Annotated in this window: 19 protein-coding genes; 16 read left to right on the forward strand and 3 right to left on the reverse strand. The window is 56.8% G+C overall.

Annotation, left to right across the window (positions count from 1 at the left end; translation table 11 throughout):
* Positions 1 to 7: 7 nt before the first annotated feature.
* The 15 genes from HNI00_RS05950 (at position 8) to HNI00_RS06020 (ending at position 12,344) form a co-directional block, all read left to right on the forward strand.
* Entirely contained in the window at positions 8 to 250 is a 243-nt protein-coding gene (locus HNI00_RS05950) for a hypothetical protein (RefSeq protein ID WP_316791556.1), read from the forward strand.
* Between the two features lie 26 nt (positions 251 to 276).
* Complete coding sequence (locus HNI00_RS05955; RefSeq protein ID WP_316791558.1) at positions 277 to 765, forward strand: GNAT family N-acetyltransferase; 489 nt, start codon at positions 277 to 279, stop codon at positions 763 to 765.
* A gap of 194 nt (positions 766 to 959) precedes the next feature.
* Positions 960 to 1,181, forward strand: coding sequence for a hypothetical protein (locus tag HNI00_RS05960; RefSeq protein WP_068510416.1), 222 nt, complete (start codon positions 960 to 962; stop codon positions 1,179 to 1,181).
* A gap of 194 nt (positions 1,182 to 1,375) precedes the next feature.
* Positions 1,376 to 2,302 carry an RluA family pseudouridine synthase gene (locus HNI00_RS05965; protein WP_420156318.1) on the forward strand — a complete coding sequence of 309 codons (927 nt, stop codon included), beginning with the start codon at positions 1,376 to 1,378 and terminating at the stop codon, positions 2,300 to 2,302.
* A gap of 600 nt (positions 2,303 to 2,902) precedes the next feature.
* Entirely contained in the window at positions 2,903 to 3,421 is a 519-nt protein-coding gene (locus HNI00_RS05970) for a phycocyanin subunit beta (RefSeq protein WP_172353713.1), read from the forward strand.
* Positions 3,422 to 3,549: 128 nt separating this feature from the next.
* Entirely contained in the window at positions 3,550 to 4,038 is a 489-nt protein-coding gene (gene cpcA / locus HNI00_RS05975; protein WP_316791563.1) for a phycocyanin subunit alpha, read from the forward strand.
* Positions 4,039 to 4,448: 410 nt separating this feature from the next.
* Positions 4,449 to 5,294, forward strand: coding sequence for a phycobilisome rod-core linker polypeptide (locus HNI00_RS05980; RefSeq protein WP_316791565.1), 846 nt, complete (start codon positions 4,449 to 4,451; stop codon positions 5,292 to 5,294).
* Positions 5,295 to 5,422: 128 nt separating this feature from the next.
* Positions 5,423 to 6,304, forward strand: coding sequence for a phycobilisome linker polypeptide (locus HNI00_RS05985; protein WP_316791567.1), 882 nt, complete (start codon positions 5,423 to 5,425; stop codon positions 6,302 to 6,304).
* 127 nt (positions 6,305 to 6,431) lie between these two features.
* The gene (locus HNI00_RS05990; protein WP_068510401.1) at positions 6,432 to 6,671 is read left to right on the forward strand and encodes a phycobilisome linker polypeptide; all 240 of its coding nucleotides are present in this window, start codon (positions 6,432 to 6,434) and stop codon (positions 6,669 to 6,671) included.
* Between the two features lie 47 nt (positions 6,672 to 6,718).
* Positions 6,719 to 7,567, forward strand: a complete 849-nt coding sequence (locus tag HNI00_RS05995) for a HEAT repeat domain-containing protein (RefSeq protein ID WP_316791569.1) — start codon at positions 6,719 to 6,721, stop codon at positions 7,565 to 7,567.
* A gap of 176 nt (positions 7,568 to 7,743) precedes the next feature.
* A complete protein-coding gene (locus tag HNI00_RS06000) occupies positions 7,744 to 8,415 on the forward strand; it encodes a HEAT repeat domain-containing protein (RefSeq protein ID WP_316791571.1) in 672 nt (223 codons plus the stop codon).
* A 13-nt stretch (positions 8,416 to 8,428) separates the two neighbouring features.
* Complete coding sequence (locus HNI00_RS06005) at positions 8,429 to 9,271, forward strand: phycobilisome rod-core linker polypeptide (protein ID WP_172353718.1); 843 nt, start codon at positions 8,429 to 8,431, stop codon at positions 9,269 to 9,271.
* Between the two features lie 109 nt (positions 9,272 to 9,380).
* Complete coding sequence (locus tag HNI00_RS06010; protein ID WP_316791573.1) at positions 9,381 to 10,124, forward strand: phycobilisome rod-core linker polypeptide; 744 nt, start codon at positions 9,381 to 9,383, stop codon at positions 10,122 to 10,124.
* 569 nt (positions 10,125 to 10,693) lie between these two features.
* Positions 10,694 to 11,431 carry a phycobilisome rod-core linker polypeptide gene (locus HNI00_RS06015; protein WP_316791575.1) on the forward strand — a complete coding sequence of 246 codons (738 nt, stop codon included), beginning with the start codon at positions 10,694 to 10,696 and terminating at the stop codon, positions 11,429 to 11,431.
* Positions 11,432 to 11,570: 139 nt separating this feature from the next.
* Positions 11,571 to 12,344, forward strand: a complete 774-nt coding sequence (locus HNI00_RS06020) for a phycobilisome rod-core linker polypeptide (RefSeq protein ID WP_068510393.1) — start codon at positions 11,571 to 11,573, stop codon at positions 12,342 to 12,344.
* 291 nt (positions 12,345 to 12,635) lie between these two features.
* Here HNI00_RS06020 and HNI00_RS06025 read toward each other — a convergent pair whose 3' ends face one another.
* Complete coding sequence (locus HNI00_RS06025) at positions 12,636 to 14,042, reverse strand: class I SAM-dependent methyltransferase (protein ID WP_316791577.1); 1,407 nt, start codon at positions 14,040 to 14,042, stop codon at positions 12,636 to 12,638.
* Between the two features lie 255 nt (positions 14,043 to 14,297).
* On the opposite strand from HNI00_RS06025, the gene HNI00_RS06030 reads away from it, so the two are divergent.
* On the forward strand, positions 14,298 to 15,092 hold the full coding sequence (locus HNI00_RS06030) for a YebC/PmpR family DNA-binding transcriptional regulator (RefSeq protein ID WP_316791579.1): 795 nt from the start codon (positions 14,298 to 14,300) through the stop codon (positions 15,090 to 15,092).
* Positions 15,093 to 15,225: 133 nt separating this feature from the next.
* Here the strand turns inward: HNI00_RS06030 and HNI00_RS06035 are convergent, their stop codons facing one another.
* Together HNI00_RS06035 and HNI00_RS06040 are read right to left on the reverse strand one after the other, a co-directional pair.
* A complete protein-coding gene (locus HNI00_RS06035) occupies positions 15,226 to 16,290 on the reverse strand; it encodes an adenylate/guanylate cyclase domain-containing protein (protein ID WP_172353723.1) in 1,065 nt (354 codons plus the stop codon).
* Positions 16,287 to 16,664, reverse strand: coding sequence for a response regulator (locus tag HNI00_RS06040; protein ID WP_172353724.1), 378 nt, complete (start codon positions 16,662 to 16,664; stop codon positions 16,287 to 16,289). Before HNI00_RS06040 ends, HNI00_RS06035 begins: the two co-directional genes overlap by 4 nt.
* Positions 16,665 to 16,676: the final 12 nt, after the last annotated feature.

The raw sequence follows: 16,676 nt of genomic DNA on the forward strand, positions 1-16,676 counted from the left end.
GAAGGAAATGGCCATTTTTCGTCAATACATTGCGCCGCTGCTGGTGGTGTTGATGTTTGTGCTGGCGCTGGTGGTGGTGAGCGCCCGGATCTTTTTGCCCGAAGACATGGCTGCGCCCGCGCCAATTGAAGCAGTAGAGCAAGTCGGGTTGGGCGGTTCCGACGACCTGACTGCTCTAGAAACGGCTTCCTCGCTGGATGTGCTGATTCATGGGCTGCCGGATGAAGCGGCGATCGCCCCAGCAAGCTAAGCAGTTGCAACCCGTTCTGATGACCCGTGCTTGACACTGCTGACCTATGCCCCGGATACCTGATTTACCGCAGCACTGGGGTTGATCGAGCGCTGCTGGTTAAGTTTATGCAGCGCACCTACCGTGAACTGTTTCCTGGCGAAGGGTTCGACCATCTCGCGCACACCGTTGAGCAATATTTCTCTGGCGACACGCCGCTGTGGTGGGTGCAGTCTTATGCGGATGCGAACCTGCGAATTCCCGATCCGGTGGCTTGTTTGTGGATGGGCAGCGCGGTCGATCAGGTGCGGGGCGATCGCCACGCTCACATTTTCTTGCTCTACGTTTCGCCAGAGCATCGTCGCCGGGGAATTGGCACGGCCCTGATGCGGCAAGCTGAAGACTGGGCCAGGCTGAGGGGCGATCGCCAGATGGGGCTGCATGTGTTCTGCCAAAACCAGCCTGCCCAACGGCTATACGAATCGCTGGGCTTTGTGCCGCAGTCGATCTGGATGGTCAAGCCGCTCGACCGCTAGGCAGCGGGAAGGGTTGAGGTAGAGGGGCAGATTTGGGATTTTAGATTTGGGATTTTAGATTTGGGGCTTCGGTTGCGGGTGGAAGCATCAAGAGCGCTATGCGAGACTGATGTAGGTCAATTGGCGAGCCAAAATCGTCAGTCTAAAATCCAAAATGAATTCAAGTCAGATTGATGCAAGCAGGAGAACACCCCATGACCCCCACCGAAATTAACTGCGCCGAAGCGTGTAAAAACGGCTGCGTTCTGGGCGATCGCTGTCCCAATCAGGAATATCGCAACCAGGCATCGCAGTTTATCGAAACCACGTCGCTGGATAAGATGCTGGAAATGGCAGAGGAAGCGCTGCGTCGCAAAGCGATGGAGCCGCCCAAGTGGGTATTTCCAGAAGATGGAATCGGCCCGGATGTTGAGTAAGATACTTGGCATTGATGGGGACAGCCTGCGGAGGCACTGTGGATAACCGTCCGAGCAATGATTCAGGCGATTTTGACGATGAAGCGTTTGACGATGAAGCATTTGACGACCCGGAGCCAGCGCCCCAAGGCATTGATTCAGCCGCCGATTCCGCCGTCGATTCCGCCGTCTATTCAGTCGCCGATGCAGCCGATCTGGAGCTAGTGGTGGATGCAGAAATCGGTGGGGGCGATCGCCTCGATCGCTATCTCGCAGCCCAGTTGCCCGATCTGTCCCGCGCCCGCCTGCAAAAGCTCATCGAGCAGGGGCAGGTGCGCGTCAACGGGGTTCCCTGCACGTCCAAAAAAGCGGAGGTTCAGGGGGGCGATCGCCTCACTGTGTCTATTCCGCCTTCCGAGCCGATGACGCTCCAAGCCGAAGCCATTCCCCTCGACATCCTGTTTGAAGACGCACACCTGATGATTGTGAATAAGCCCGTGGGGCTGGTGGTGCATCCTGCGCCAGGCCACACCACGGGGACGCTGGTGAATGCGCTACTGGCACACTGTCCCGACCTAGCGGGCATTGGCGGCGTGCAGCGGCCAGGCATCGTGCATCGGCTGGATAAAGACACCAGCGGTGCGCTGGCGATCGCCAAGACCGATCAGGCGCATCAGCGTTTACAGGCTCAGTTCAAAACCAAAACCGCCCGACGCACCTATCTGGCAGTAGTCTACGGTGCGCCCAAGGCAGATGCGGGTACTGTGGATGCGCCCATTGGTCGCCATCCGGTGGATCGCAAAAAAATGGCGATCGTGCCGGAAGATCGCGGCGGGCGACGCGCCGTGACCCACTGGCAGGTGGTCGAACGCCTGGGCAATTACACGCTGATGCAATTTGACCTGGAAACGGGGCGCACGCACCAGATCCGTGTCCACAGCGCCCACCTGGGGCATCCGGTGGTAGGCGACCCGGTTTACAGCGGCGGCAAATCTGTCGGTGTGAACCTACCGGGGCAGGCGCTCCATGCCTGGAAGCTGCGGCTGTATCACCCGATTTCTGAGAAAGAGATTGAGGCGATCGCCCCGCCGCCGGACTCTTTTGCGACGCTTTTGCGCGTTTTGCGGCAGCGTTTTGTGTGACAAATCTCAAATTAGCGAAGGACTTGTTTACATTGCTTAAAATTATGAGTGGACTCAGGTCGCCCTCAGAGAGTATTTATACCTTTGTCCAGGCAACGGTTTTCAGAATTCTTAAGAGAATCTAAAATGCCAAATTCTGCTTCTATGAGGAGTTGGCAGACGCAGAAATGTAAACAAATGTGCCGGAAATGATTTGCAAAAATACGCCGCAAAGCCTTGCCTGCTAAGTCTTTGCGGGAATATCTGAGCAGTTCTATACAATTTAATAACTTGTAACAAGTAAATGGGTTAACCGCATTGTATAAAGAGATTCGGAAGGGTACAAACCACAGACAGAGTACGACAATTCGCTGGTTTGCCAGGTTCTAAACCTTCTCATCTAACTGTGAAGTTTTTCTCAGATTTATGAGAAGCGCCTTGCGTCCGGGAAGATGAGTCCAGCGGCTAAGCCGTTCTCTCTTATCTGTGGGAGCCTTTCCAAGCTGCATGTGTCGCCGTGTTAACTCAGCACTGCTATCCATCAGCAACAGTGAAGACTGGGCTACCTTTCATCCAGTTTTTAAGACCGAACTCAACCAAAACGATTAGGAGATTGAGTCCATGTTAGATGCTTTCGCTAAAGTCGTTTCCCAGGCTGATACGAAGGGAGAGTTTCTGAGCAGCGCCCAACTCGACGCTCTGAGCAACGTGGTCAAGGATGGTAGCAAGCGTCTGGATGCCGTTAACCGCATGACCAGCAACGCTTCCACCATCGTTGCAAACGCTGCACGCTCTCTGTTTGAAGAGCAGCCCCAGCTGATCCAGCCCGGTGGAAATGCTTACACCAACCGTCGTATGGCTGCTTGCCTGCGCGACATGGAAATCATCCTGCGCTATGTGACCTATGCAACTCTGGCGGGTGACTCCAGCGTTCTGGATGACCGCTGCCTGAACGGCTTGCGCGAAACCTATCAAGCGCTGGGCGTGCCCGGTGGTTCTGTGGCTGCCGGCGTTGCCAAAATGAAGGACGCTGCAATTTCCATCGTCAACGACCCCAACGGCATCACCAAGGGCGACTGCTCCGCTTTGGTGTCTGAGATTGCCAGCTACTTCGATCGCGCTGCTGCTGCGGTTGCGTAATTTGGCTTTGGTGATGGGCCAGCGCTGTCCTGTGCAGCCTCAGGCTCTAGCCTAAGTTTCGGCTCCTTGCCGACGGTTTTCAAAATACTCAAGGACAACTTTAGGTTTTTTAGGGAGATATCTCGACTATGAAGACCCCGATTACTGAAGCGATCGCCGCAGCAGATACCCAAGGCCGTTTCCTCAGCAACACCGAGCTGCAAGCTGTTAACGGTCGCTTCGAGCGTGCCGCTGCCAGCATGGAAGCTGCTCGTGCGCTGACCAACAATGCTCAGCAACTGATCGATGGTGCTGCAAACGCCGTGTATCAGAAGTTCCCCTACACCACCCAGATGCAGGGCGCAAACTTTGCCTCGGATGCTCGCGGCAAGTCCAAGTGCGCTCGTGACATCGGCTACTACCTGCGGATCATCACCTACTCGTTGGTTGCAGGTGGCACTGGCCCTCTGGATGAGTACCTGATCGCTGGTCTGGATGAAATCAACCGCACCTTCGATCTGTCTCCCAGCTGGTATGTGGAAGCTCTGAAGTATATCAAGGCGAACCACGGTCTGTCTGGTCAGGCTGCGAACGAAGCTAACACCTACATCGACTACGCAATCAACGCCCTGAGCTAGTTGATTGTGCTTGCCCGGAAAGGTAAGCAATTGCTGGTTCACGACTGGCAGGGGTTTACCTTTCCGGGCATTGTTATATCTGTGCGCGAGAGTTGGGTGGGCGATGTCTAAGTTGCAGAGTCTGAACAAACTTTTGCACCGAGTTATACCCAATCCGCTCTGTTCGCACAAATTTACGATTGAAGATCTGTGTTTATTTCGACGCGCTTGTGGCAATGGCGGAAGCAGTCTGGGAACGCAAGCGATCAGAACCGGTGAAGTTCTGCCATTTCAGGCTTCTGAGATTTTGGTTCTGGCGTTCGTTCTAGCCTGATGGGTTGATTTTCTGCATTGGGCGCTGAGCTTTGAGCATCCTCTCGTCACAAGGGCTTTTCAAAACCGAGTGCCAGTTTTAGGAGGAGGGATTTGAGATGAGCGGTCTGGTTGCGGCAGATCGATTGGGCATTGCTGCGTTTTCGCCAAGCGATCGCGTAGAACTGCGTCCAAGCTGGACAGAAGACGACGTGCAGGCTGTGATTTGGGCGGCCTATCGTCAAGTGCTGGGGAATGATCACCTGATGGCGAGCGAACGTCTGACCAGCGCCGAGTCGCTCTTGCGCCAGGGGCAGATCAGCGTCCGCGATTTTGTGCGGGCGATCGCCCAGTCTGAACTGTATAAGGAAAAGTTTTTCTATTCCAATCCCCAGGTTCGATTCATCGAACTGAACTACAAGCATCTGTTGGGCCGCGCACCCTACGATGAGTCCGAGATCGCCTTCCATGTTGACCTGTATAACCAGCAGGGCTACGAGGCAGAGATTAACTCCTACCTCGACTCGACGGAATATCAGGAAAGCTTTGGCGATTCGGTCGTGCCGTCCTATCGCGGGTTCAACTCGCAGCGAGGGCAAAAGACCGTCGGCTTTACGCGCATGTTTCGGCTGTACCGGGGCTATGCCAACAGCGATCGCGCTCAGTATGGCAAAAACCGCCCCCGGCTGACGCAGGAAGTGGCTCGCAACCTGCCCATGCCGATCCAGCCACCTTCTACAGGCCGCGTCAGCGAGTTTGTTAGAGCTGGAGCCGGGTTGGTGGGTGCAGCAGCGGGCGATCGCGACCAGCTCTATCGAGTCCGCTATACCCAGTCCGCTGCCAGCGGCCGGGCCCCTCTGCGGCTCAGCAATCGCGACTTGCTCGTTTCCTACGATCAGCTTTCCACGCGCCTCCAGCAGATCAATCGCGCAGGCGGTCGGGTGCTTAGCATCAGCGCCGTCTAGGGTTCAGGGTAGCCTCAAGAATCGCCCGCTACCCGTTTGAGTTCCGGTTTCTAGTGGTTGGGGTTTGGGGTCAGCTTCAAGCGCCAACCGCTTCCAAGCCATTCGCAAACACGAAGGAGAGATCGACCGTGCCAGTTACCGCAGCAGCATCCCGTTTGGGAACATCTCCGTTTGACGGAGCGCCCCGGGTAGAACTCCGCCCCAATTACACCAAAGAGGATGTCGAGAACGTCATTCGCGCCGTCTATCGGCAGGTGTTGGGCAACGACTACCTGATGAAGTCCGAACGACTCACCAGCGCCGAATCGCTCCTCCGCGACGGCAACATCAGCGTCCGTGAATTTGTTCGCGCCGTTGCCAAGTCTGACCTTTACAAGCAGAAGTTCCTTTACGGCAACTTCCAGACCCGCGTGATCGAACTGAACTACAAGCACCTGCTGGGTCGTGCGCCCTACGACGAGTCGGAAGTCATCTTCCACCTCGACCTGTACGAAACCCAGGGCTTTGATGCGGATATCGACTCTTACATCGACTCGGAAGAGTATCAGTCTAACTTCGGCGAAAACATCGTGCCCTACTATCGCGGCTTCGAGTATTATGCCGGGGCCCGCACGGTCGCCTTTAACCGCATGTTCCGTCTCTATCGCGGCTATGCCAACAGCGATCGCTCTCAGGCAGAGGGTCGCGTGCCCCACCTGGCCCGCGACCTCGCCCAAAACAAACCGACCTCTATTGTCAGCCCCTCTGGCAGCGGCAGCTTTGCTTTCTTCCGCGCTTCAGACGATGTGGCTCCCAGCAAGTGCCTGGGTGGCTCCGTGGGCGAAAGCACCCGCGTCTATCGGGTAGAAGTGGCAGGCCTGCGAAACGGTGGCTCTGGCGTTGGATATCCCAAGCTGCGCCGCAGCAGCACTGCTTACTTGGTGCCTTATGACCAACTCTCCGCTCGGATGCAGCAAATCCAGCGCCAGGGCGGTCGCATCGTTAGCGTGTCGCTAGCCAGCGCAAGCTAGGTTTCAGGAATCAGGGTTTGGGACTTGGCGCTTGAGCCTTTGACTGGCTTTCAAGCTTGCGGCTTGACCTAAACCTCCTAAACCCTGATTCCTCCCTTTTATCCTCTAAACAATGGAGAACAGGACAATGTACGGTCAAACTGCTGTGGGAAGTGCTGCAAATTCGCCTTCTGGGGCGCGGATGTTTCGCTATGAAGTCGTGGGCCTGCGTCAGAGCCAAGAAACAGACAAGAACAACTACGCGATTCGTAACAGTGGCAGCGTCTTTTTCACGGTTCCTTACAACCGCATGAACGAAGAGATGCAGCGCATCCTGCGGATGGGCGGCAAGATTGTCAAGATCGAACCGCTGACGAGCGATTCATAAGCACGCGATCGCCCGTCGGATGGAACGCGACACCCCCAGGTTCAGGAATGCTTGACGGAACATCGGAGACGCAGTTTGAGGAATCGACCGCTGTATCGGAAGCCGCTGGCGCAGAGGCGCTGACGGTGGAGCAGGCGATCGCCAATCTTTCCCATCCCGACACCAGCTTGCGCTATTACGCAGCATGGTGGTTGGGGAAATTTCGTGTGTCTAATCCGGCTGCTGTGGATGCGCTGATTGCGGCACTCCGCGACGAGTCAGATCGAACCGAACTGGGCGGCTACCCGCTGCGGCGGAACGCAGCCCGGGCCCTGGGAAAGTTGGGCGATCGCCGTGCTGTTCCGGGGCTGACGGAGTGTCTTGGCTGTGAGGACTTTTATGTGCGCGAGTCGGCGGCGCAGTCGTTGGGAATGCTGGGCGATGCGTCCTGTGTGCCCGCGCTGCTAGGGCTGTTGGCGGGCGGCGTAGCAGCGGCGACAAAGGTTCCGGGCCGGCCTCACCTGGCCCAGCCCTACGAAGCCGTTCTGGAGGCGCTGGGCGCGTTGGGGGCTGTGGAAGCCGTCGAGGTGATTCGTCCCTTTGTCGAGCATCCGCTCCAGCGGGTTCAGTATTCTGCGGTGCGGGCGCTGTACCAGTTGACGGAAGACGCGGCCTACGGCGATCGCCTGGTGGCCGCGCTGCAAAGCGACGACATCAACCTGCGCCGCGTCGCCTTGTCGGATCTGGGTGCTGTGGGCTATCTGCCTGCCGCCGAGGCGATCGCCTCCGCCGCCACCGAAAACAGCTTCAAGCTCTTTTCCCTGAAAGGGCTGCTGGAACGCGCCATGCGCCAGTCGCCCCACAGCCTCAGCGCCGATGCGGTCAAAGTGATGACGCTGATGGACGGGATGCTCTGAGCGGCCGCCAGGTTGTCCAGCCGCCAGGTTAGCCAGTCGCCAAGTTATCAGATAACGGAGTTGAATAGCGAAGTTGAAAAAAGCAGCGGGGAAGAAAGTCCCTGCTCCTTTTCTCTCAACCCTGTGTCTTTTCACGCCGATCCTCTATCGCTCCCTGCCGCTTTCCTGCTTTATTCATGTCCACCTCCCTTGCCACTCTTATTGCCGACATCGACCGGGCCGATTCCCCGGAACGGCTGATCGCGGCAGTGCAGGCTTTGGCGGCGGCGCGTCTGGAAGAGGGCATCCCAACGCTGATTCGAGCGCTGGGGTTCAACAATCCCGGCGCAGCAGTGATGGCGGTAAAGGGGCTGGTGCAGATGGGTGAAGCGGCGGTGATGCCCCTGCTGACGCTGCTGGACGACTATAACTACGGAGCGCGGGCCTACGCGATTCGGGCACTGGCGGCGATCGCCGATCCGCGTGCGCTGGACGTGCTGCTGTCGGCAGCCGAGACGGACTTTGCTCCCAGCGTGCGCCGCGCGGCCACCAAGGGCGTAGGTCAGTTGCACTGGCTCAAGCTGGTAGACTCCGAGCGGGCGATCGCCCAGTCCCGCACCTACGATACGCTCGTTCGCATCCTAGACGATGCTGACTGGTCGATCCGCTATGCGGCGATCGCCGGACTGCAAGCCCTGGGACAGTCCACACCCGACTTGCAGCCTCAGATTCTCGAAACACTGCGAACTCTCGCAGACTCGGATATTGCCGTCCAGGCGCGGGTTCAGTGGGCGATCGCCACGCTGCAATCTCCCCAGCCCGTTCCCAATAGCTTCCCTGGCTCCCAAACCCCAATCCCAAACCCCTAAACCTCTAACCACCATGTCAATTCCCCTGCTCGAAATCACACCCAAAACCCAGAACCAGCGCGTACCCGGCTACGATGTTCCCGACGAGGACGACGCTCGGATTTATCGCCTGACGGATGCCACCTCCGACACCGATGTCAACAACATCATCTGGGCCTGCTATCGCCAGATCTTCAGCGAGCATCTGATTTTGGAAAGCTATCGGCAGGAGTTTCTGGAATCGCAACTGCGGAACCGCGCCATTTCCGTGCGCGAGTTTATCCGAGGTCTGGGCAAATCGGAAGTCTATCGAGAGCAGATTGCCGAACTCAACTCCAACTATCGAGTGGTTGAGCTAACGGTGCAGCGCTTTTTGGGTCGCCCGTCCTACGGCAAACAGGAGCAAATCGCTTGGTCGATTGTGATTGCCACCAAAGGGCTGCATGGCTTCATTGATGCGGTGGTGGACAGCGACGAATATCGTTCCAACTTTGGCGACGACATCGTGCCCTATCAGCGCCGCCGCATGGAGGCCCGCCCCTTTAACCTGGTGAACCCACGCTACAACGACTATTGGCGCGGCCGCCTGCTGGAGCGGGAAATGATGACCCGTTCTTACTACCAGGTGCGGCAGTATCAGGCGGGCGAACTGGACAAGAAAGTGGTGCGGCAAGCGATTCCGGCATCCTTCTTCATCATGGCAAAGGGCATCATCACGCCCCAGCTTACGCCCCAGCGCGACGTGGCCCGCTCCACCTCCAGCGCCATCAAGGTGCCCGATATGAGCCGCGACGACAACGGCACCCCCAAGCCTACGGTCAAACCCGTTGCCGCCCGACTGCCTTACAGCTATATCCCGCCGCTGAAGAAGAATTAGGGTTTTGGTATCCGGTGTCAGGGGTTGGGGTTCAGGAATTTACTCACGTCCTGGCCCCTACATCTGGTTCCCAAACCCCTAACTCCTAAACTCTAACCCCTGGAAAACCATGAGCATTCCCCTTCTTGAATACAAACCTGCGTCTCAAAACCAGCGCGTGCCGGGTTATGAAGTCGGCAACGAGGACACCCCCTATATCTATCGCTTGGAAGACGCAGCCGATAACTCCGACATCGAGCAGCTAATTTGGGCGGCCTATCGCCAAGTGTTCAGCGAGCACGTCATTTTGAAAAGCAGCCGTCAGGGTGATCTGGAATCGCAGTTAAAGAACCGCTCGATTACAGTGCGGGACTTTATTCGCGGGCTGGCCAAGTCGGAAACCTACCGCAAGCTGGTGGTGGAAACCAATTCTAACTACCGGATTGTGGACATTACGCTGAAGCGCCTGCTGGGCCGTGCGTCCTACAACCAGGATGAGCAAATTGCCTGGTCGATTGTGATTGCCACCGAGGGCTTTGAGGGCTTTGTCGATCAACTGCTAGACAGCGACGAGTACAGCACCAACTTTGGCGACAACACGGTTCCCTACCAGCGGCGGCGCTATCGCGATCGCCCCTTTAACTTGGTGACTCCCCGCTATGGTGACTATTGGCGCGATCGCCTAGAAGCCGAGCGCTACAAGTGGGGCGACGTTCGCAACTTCCTCGAAATGGCGAAGGCCGTACAGCCAAAGCCGATGCAGTTTACCTCGGTGTCTACGGCAAATATCAAAATTCCCGATATGAGCCGCAGCAGCGCCACCGCAGGCGTGCCCGTGTCCATCAGCCCCTCGGCCAGCTTCCCCGTCCGCTAAAAGTCTGGACTTCAGGCGTTGGCGGTTTGTGAAAGGCGGTTTGTGAAAACTGCGGATCAACCTTCAACGCCTGAAGCGCTGGAAACTGTTTAAGACACCTAAGGCGCGTAAGATACATTAAAAAACGTTTAAGACACGTTTAAGACACGTTAGGATACGCGCTGATTCCCGTTCTAGATTGACGACCTCTTGCATAAGAGACTTGCATAAGAGACTTGCATAGAAGATTGGATTTAGCCGTTCAAACTTGTCCGTTCAAACTTAACCGTTCAACCATAGTTCGTGCAGCGATTCGCGCTAATTTTCTCAACTCTGGCTAAATCGTATTTTGAGATTGTTCTACGTTCGGGTCAGGGATTGGTTCGCAAAGATTGAAACCGGTGTGTTTTCTAGCTGACTGATTGCTTGATGAAGGGGCGATCGCCCGCATACCGCATCCAATCGTTCCTGCTTACTCAGCCTGAATGCAACGCTATGCTCTGGTTCATTCGGGTTTCTGTAAAATCCCCGACCTCTGAACTCTGTGCAAGAAGTCTCTTCACCTTTCAGATGTTGAAGGAGAAATCGAGATGACATTGCCTCTTTTAGACTACAAGCCAACCGCCCAAAACCAGCGGGTATCTAGCTTTGGCACGGTTGACACCAATGGCGACATTCTCTACGTCTATCGGCTCGAAGACTCTCGTGCGGCGGATGAAGTGGACGAGTTGATCAACGCCGCCTATCGCCAGGTGTTTAACGAACAAGAGCAGCTTCGGTTTAATCGCCAAATTGCGCTGGAAACTCAGCTCCGCAACCACTCCATTTCCGTGCGGGACTTCATTCGGGGGCTGGCCAAGTCGGAGCGATTCTATCGGCTGGTGGTGGAGCCAAACAACAACTATCGCCTGGTGGAAATGTGCCTGAAGCGGCTCCTTGGCCGTGCGCCCTATAGCAAAGACGAAGAAATCGCTTGGTCGATTGTGATTGCTACCAAGGGCTGGGGCGGCTTCGTGGATACGCTGATCGACAGCGACGAGTACGCCCAGGCCTTTGGCGACAACGTGGTGCCCTACCAGCGCAAACGGATGGGCGATCGCCCCTTCAGCTTTACCCCGCGCTATGGAGCCGCCTACCGCGACAAGCTGCCGAAGCCTCGCCCCTACGTCCCTGTAGGTCGATTTGCCCTGAGCTTTGACCAGCCCTTTGACCTGCAAGCCTTCCTCAAGACGGCCAACTGGGGGCGCGTGTCGATTGTTGTGCTGACGCTGGTGCTGATGCTGGCCGTGCTGGCGCTGGTGAGTTCGCTGCCCGGAGCCACCGGATAAGCTGGATTCCATTTGCAAAAAAGCCGATTGCAGATGGAGTCTAGAGGTTCAATCCACGGGATAATAAGCCAAAGACTGTCGTTAGACCGCTGGCTTGAACCATTTCAGACGTTCCATAAAACTGAAGGGAGATACTTGAATGGCGTTGCCGTTGCTTGAATACAAACCAACCACTCAGAACCAACGGGTTCGCAGCTTTGGCGCTGCTGACCAGAACGAGGACACTCCGTACATCTATCGTCTAGAAGACGCTGCGGACGATTCCGATATGCAGCAAGTCATCTGGGCGGCCTATCGTCAGGTGTTTAGCGAACATCAGATCCTCAAATTCAACCGGCAGCCCGCGCTGGAATCTCAGCTCAAGAACCGTGTAATCACCGTGCGCGACTTTGTGCGGGGGCTAGCGCTGTCTGAGCGCTTTTACAGCCAGGTCGTGAGCGTGAACGACAACTATCGCTTGGTGGACATTACGCTGCGCCGCCTGCTGGGTCGCAAAGCCTATAACCAAGACGAAACCATCGCCTGGTCAATCGTGATCGCCACCAAGGGCTTCGACGGTTTTGTGGACGCGCTGCTCGATAGCGAAGAATACACCAACGCCTTTGGCGACTACACTGTGCCCTATCAGCGCAAGCGCATGGGCAACCGCGATGAGGGTCGTCCCTTTAACCTGGTAACGCCGCGCTATGGCGAAGAGTTTCGCGACAAGGTGGGAACCACCAAGACCGACTGGCGCTTTGTGGTGGAGAAGTTCTACAGCCGCAAGTTCCAAGAGCGGATGCTGTCCGAGGGCGATCCCCGCAAGTATCGCGACATGGCCGCCGCTGTGGGGGCCAAGGGCAACTATGCTCAAACCCTCCGCGCCAACGATATCGACTACCTGAACAAGGTTCCCTATCGCGGTCGCCGCTAATGGGGTTCAGGGGGCAGAGGTTGAAGATGGGCAGTGGGGCGATCGCCCTGTTGAACATCACACCTTCCCGCTAACAAACCTTATCAGTGTGTCAGCATCGCCAGAGCGCGACCTCCAGAATCCGGTTTTGCAAATCTTGAAGCTGCTCACAGACCGCGCTGCCTTAAAGCGCCGCCCAGCGAGTGGTTTTGGGATCTGCAAAGCCGGGTTTAGTTTTTGCGCCTTTGCTTCAAAACCCCATCACGGCATGACGCTGAGCCAGCCAGATGGCGCTAAACTCGCCAGATGATGCTAAGCCAGCCAGCCTACGCGAGTCAGCGGCAAGTTCCAGCGTGTCTCCGACTTTGGACGCAGTAGCGTTTGATAAAGCCCCATCTGATTCTGTTCAAAGCCGAGAGCAGAGCCAAGCAGATAGGCCCGCCAGAGTTGCAGATAGCGATGGGGCAGCGTTTCAGGCAGGGTGCTGGGCAAGCGGCCCGATTGCTCCCTGTTTTCTAGGTTTTCTAGCATTCGGTTCCGCATTGCGTCGCCCAAAAGCCGTTTTGCCTGAGCAGCAGCGTTTCGCAGATTGGCTTCCCAACAGCGCAGGGTTTTGGCGTAGTGGAGCCGCCATCCGTCTACGTCCACAATTTCCCAGCCGGCCGCCTCGGCGGCATCCAGCACCGTCGAGAGACGCAGCAGTTCGCCGTGGGGAAAGATGTAGCGGTTGATGAACCGTTCGCCCAGGCTGCTGCCGTTCCATTCGGCGCTGGCCGTGATGCCGTGGTTCAGGAATAGCCCACCTGGTTTGAGCGATCGCCCAATGCGCTGAAAATAAACGGGCAGGTTCCTGCGACCCACATGCTCCACCATGCCCACGGACACGATCTTGTCAAATGTGGGCGTTTGCGGCAGGTCGCGATAGTCCATCAACTGCACCTGGAGGCGATCGCCCAGGCCCGCCTCTGCAATTTTTTCCTGGTTATAGTCCAATTGCGCCTGGCTGAGCGTGATGCCAACGCCAAACACGCCGTATCGTTCCACGGCCCAGCGCAGCAGCGCCCCCCAGCCACAGCCAATATCCAGCAGCGTTTCCCCCGGCGACAGGCGCAGCTTGCGACAGATCAGGTCTAGCTTGGCTGCCTGCGCCTCGGCCAGCGACATCTGTTCCGTTTCAAAGTGGGCGCAGGAGTAGACCATGAGCGGATCGAGCCAGAGCTGATAAAAGTCGTTGCCCATGTCGTAGTGGTGATGGATGGCGGCTCGGTCTTGCGCTGGGGTGTGGCGCGTCTTTTCGGAAGACAGGCTGGGCTGGGTTTTGAGGGAGGGCAGCGACAGGGCGGCGCGAGCGGCTTGCAGCGTGGAAAGATTGAGCGGGATCGGGACTCGACCCAACTGCTGCATGGCCACGATCAGCGTTTCCAGATCGCCTACGAAATCACAGTCGCCGTTGAGATAGCCCTCTACCAGGATGAGCGGGTCGCGGCGGGTCAGGAGCGATCGCACGATGCCGGGATGCCGAATCTGGAGGGTCACAGGCGGCGGATCGTCGGCATTGCAGTGAATCCAGAGTTGCTCACGTCCCCAAAAATCTAGGCAAAGGGGGACAGATAGCTGACTGAATGCTGCTTCTAGCCAGGTGCGGAGGGCGGGCGGCAGGGCGATCGCCCACTGTGGCGCTGCGGCAGTCTGAGACCGTTGCAATTCTGAAACAACCATCGGAGTGTCCTCCAGTTGAATCTGAGGCTAGTTATTCTAGGATAGTGTTTGCGTTGGGTAGGCTGCTTTGGCAGGCTCCGGGGCGCAACACAACTGCAACACAACTGCAACACAACTTCAGAGACGGGTTCCAGAGACGGGTTCCAGAGACAGATTTCGAGAGTCTTCGAGAACTCCGGAAACTTAACTCCCGGAACTCACCTCCGGGAACTCACTTCCGGGAACGAGTAGAGAAGCGTTTTATCGATCGAGTGCATGGCAGGACATAGTAAGTGGGCGAACATTAAGCGGCAAAAGGCTCGCGTGGATGCCGTCAAGGGCAAGACATTCGCAAAAATTTCTCGACAAATTATCATTGCGGCGCGAAACGGCGTGCCCGATCCGGCGGGTAATTTTCAGCTCCGCACGGCGATTGAAAACGCCAAGGCAGCGGGCATTCCCAATGACAATATCGAGCGGGCGATCGCCAAAGGGTCTGGCAAACTGGCGGGCGACAACCTAGAAGCCATTCGGTATGAAGGCTATGGCCCTGGCGGCATCGCCATCCTGATCGAAGCGCTGACCGACAACCGCAACCGCACCGCCGCCGACCTGCGGGCCGCCTTCAACAAGCGTGGCGGCAACTTGGGCGAGACGGGCTGCGTTGGCTGGATGTTTGAGCAAAAGGGCGTGGTGACCGTGAAAGCGCCTCCGCCCGCCAGCAAAAAGGAATTGCCTGTGATCGACGAGGACGATCTGCTGGAGGCCTCTCTAGAAGGCGGCGCAGAATCCTACGAGCTAATTTCGTTGGAAGATGAGTATCCCGGTGCAGAGATTTTTACCGAACCCGCCAATCTGGAAGCCCTGACCCAAGCCCTCAAAGACCGGGGTTATGCGGTTATCCAGGCAGAGCCGCGCTGGTTCCCAAACAACAGCGTCGAAGTCAGCGATCCCGCCCAGGCTTCTGACCTCTTGCGGCTGATGGATGCGCTGGAGGATCTGGACGATGTGCAGTCTGTCACCGCCAATTTTGAAATGTCGGACGAGCTGATGTCGCTCAGCATGGCGTAGGAAGGAAGAACGAAAAAGGAAGAACGAAGAACGAAAAAGGAAGAACGAAAAAGGAAGAACGAAGAACGAAAAACGAAAATTTTTCCCTCTTCTCTCTTCGTTCTTTTCTCTTCGTTCTTCGTTCTTTCCTCTGCTAGCTTCCCAGCAAAAAGTATGTGGTCATCTCGCCTTTGCCCTTGACCTCGATGGGGCCGCGCTTCTCGAATTGGAACTTGTCTTGCAGGCGTTCGTAGGTGGTGGCGCTGACCTGGATGCGGCCGGGCAGGGAGAGCGACTCCATGCGGCTGGCGATGTTCACCGTGTCGCCCCAGAGGTCGTAGGTGAATTTCTTGATGCCGATGACCCCTGCGCCGACGGGGCCGGTGTTGATGCCGACGCGCATTTGCAGGGGGCCAAAGCTAGGGTGGATATGGCTGATGTTGATCTGGGCGATCGCCTTTTGCATATCCAGCGCCATCCGGGCGATCGCCTCTGCATGACCCGCCTGGGGCAAGGGTAGCCCGCCGACGACCATGTAGGAATCGCCAATGGTTTTGATTTTCTCTAGACCGTGCAGTTCTGCAAGCTGGTCGAAGGTAGAAAAAATCTGGTTCAGCAGCGCCACCAGTTCTGCGGGGGAGAGCTTGGAGGAGAGTTCTGTAAAGTTCACCAAATCGGCAAACAGGACGGTGACTTCGGTGAAGTTATCGGCGATGGTTTGGGAGCCTTGCTTGAGCTGGTCGGCGATCGCCTTGGGCAACACGTTCAGTAGCAGCCGTTCAGATTTTTCCTGCTCTGCCTGGATGAGCTTCAGGTAGGACTGTTCCTGGTCGCGCAGCCGCTTTTTCTCCAGACACGCACCGATTCGCGCCTTCAGCAGCGTCGGGTTAAACGGCTTAAACAGGTAATCTTCGGCCCCCAGCTCGATGCAGCGCACGACGCTCTCAATGTCATCCAGCGCCGAAATCATGATCACCGGAATATGGCGCAGGTCGGGGTCTTGCTTCAACTGCTCCAGCGTTTCGTAGCCGTTTAGCTCCGGCATCATCACGTCCAAAAGCACGAGGTCAAAGGGCTGCGATCGCATCTTGTCAATGGCTTCGCGCCCATTATTTGCCGTCACAATCGTATGCCCCTGGCGCTGGAGCCGCCGAGACAGCAAATCGCGGTTCATCTCGTTATCATCGACAACTAGCAGAACGCCTTGCTCAGGAGTCATTTCAGCGAGCCTTCCCCCAAAATTGCCTGGATTTTGCCTGTCAGCCGCGCAAAGTCTACAGGCTTCGTATCGTAATCATCACATCCCGCCTCTCGACACTTTTCCTGATCTCCCGCCATTGCGTGGGCTGTCAGGGCAATAATTGGAATTTCCTTTGTTTCCGATGCCGCCTTGAGCGTGCGCGTTGCCTCCCAGCCGTCCATCACGGGCAGGCTCATGTCCATCAAAATCAAGTCCGGCCGCTCCGCCTGCGCCATTTCGACTCCTTGCGCTCCGTCTGTTGCAATCAGCACCTCAGCGCCCCGCCGCAGCAGCCGCCGCGAGAGCATATCTCGGTTCATTTCGTTGTCTTCTACCAAGAGTATCTTAGGCATTTTTCAGATTCT

It is taken from the genome of Thermoleptolyngbya oregonensis NK1-22 (assembly GCF_032705245.1).
GTDB lineage: Bacteria > Cyanobacteriota > Cyanobacteriia > Elainellales > Elainellaceae > Thermoleptolyngbya > Thermoleptolyngbya sichuanensis.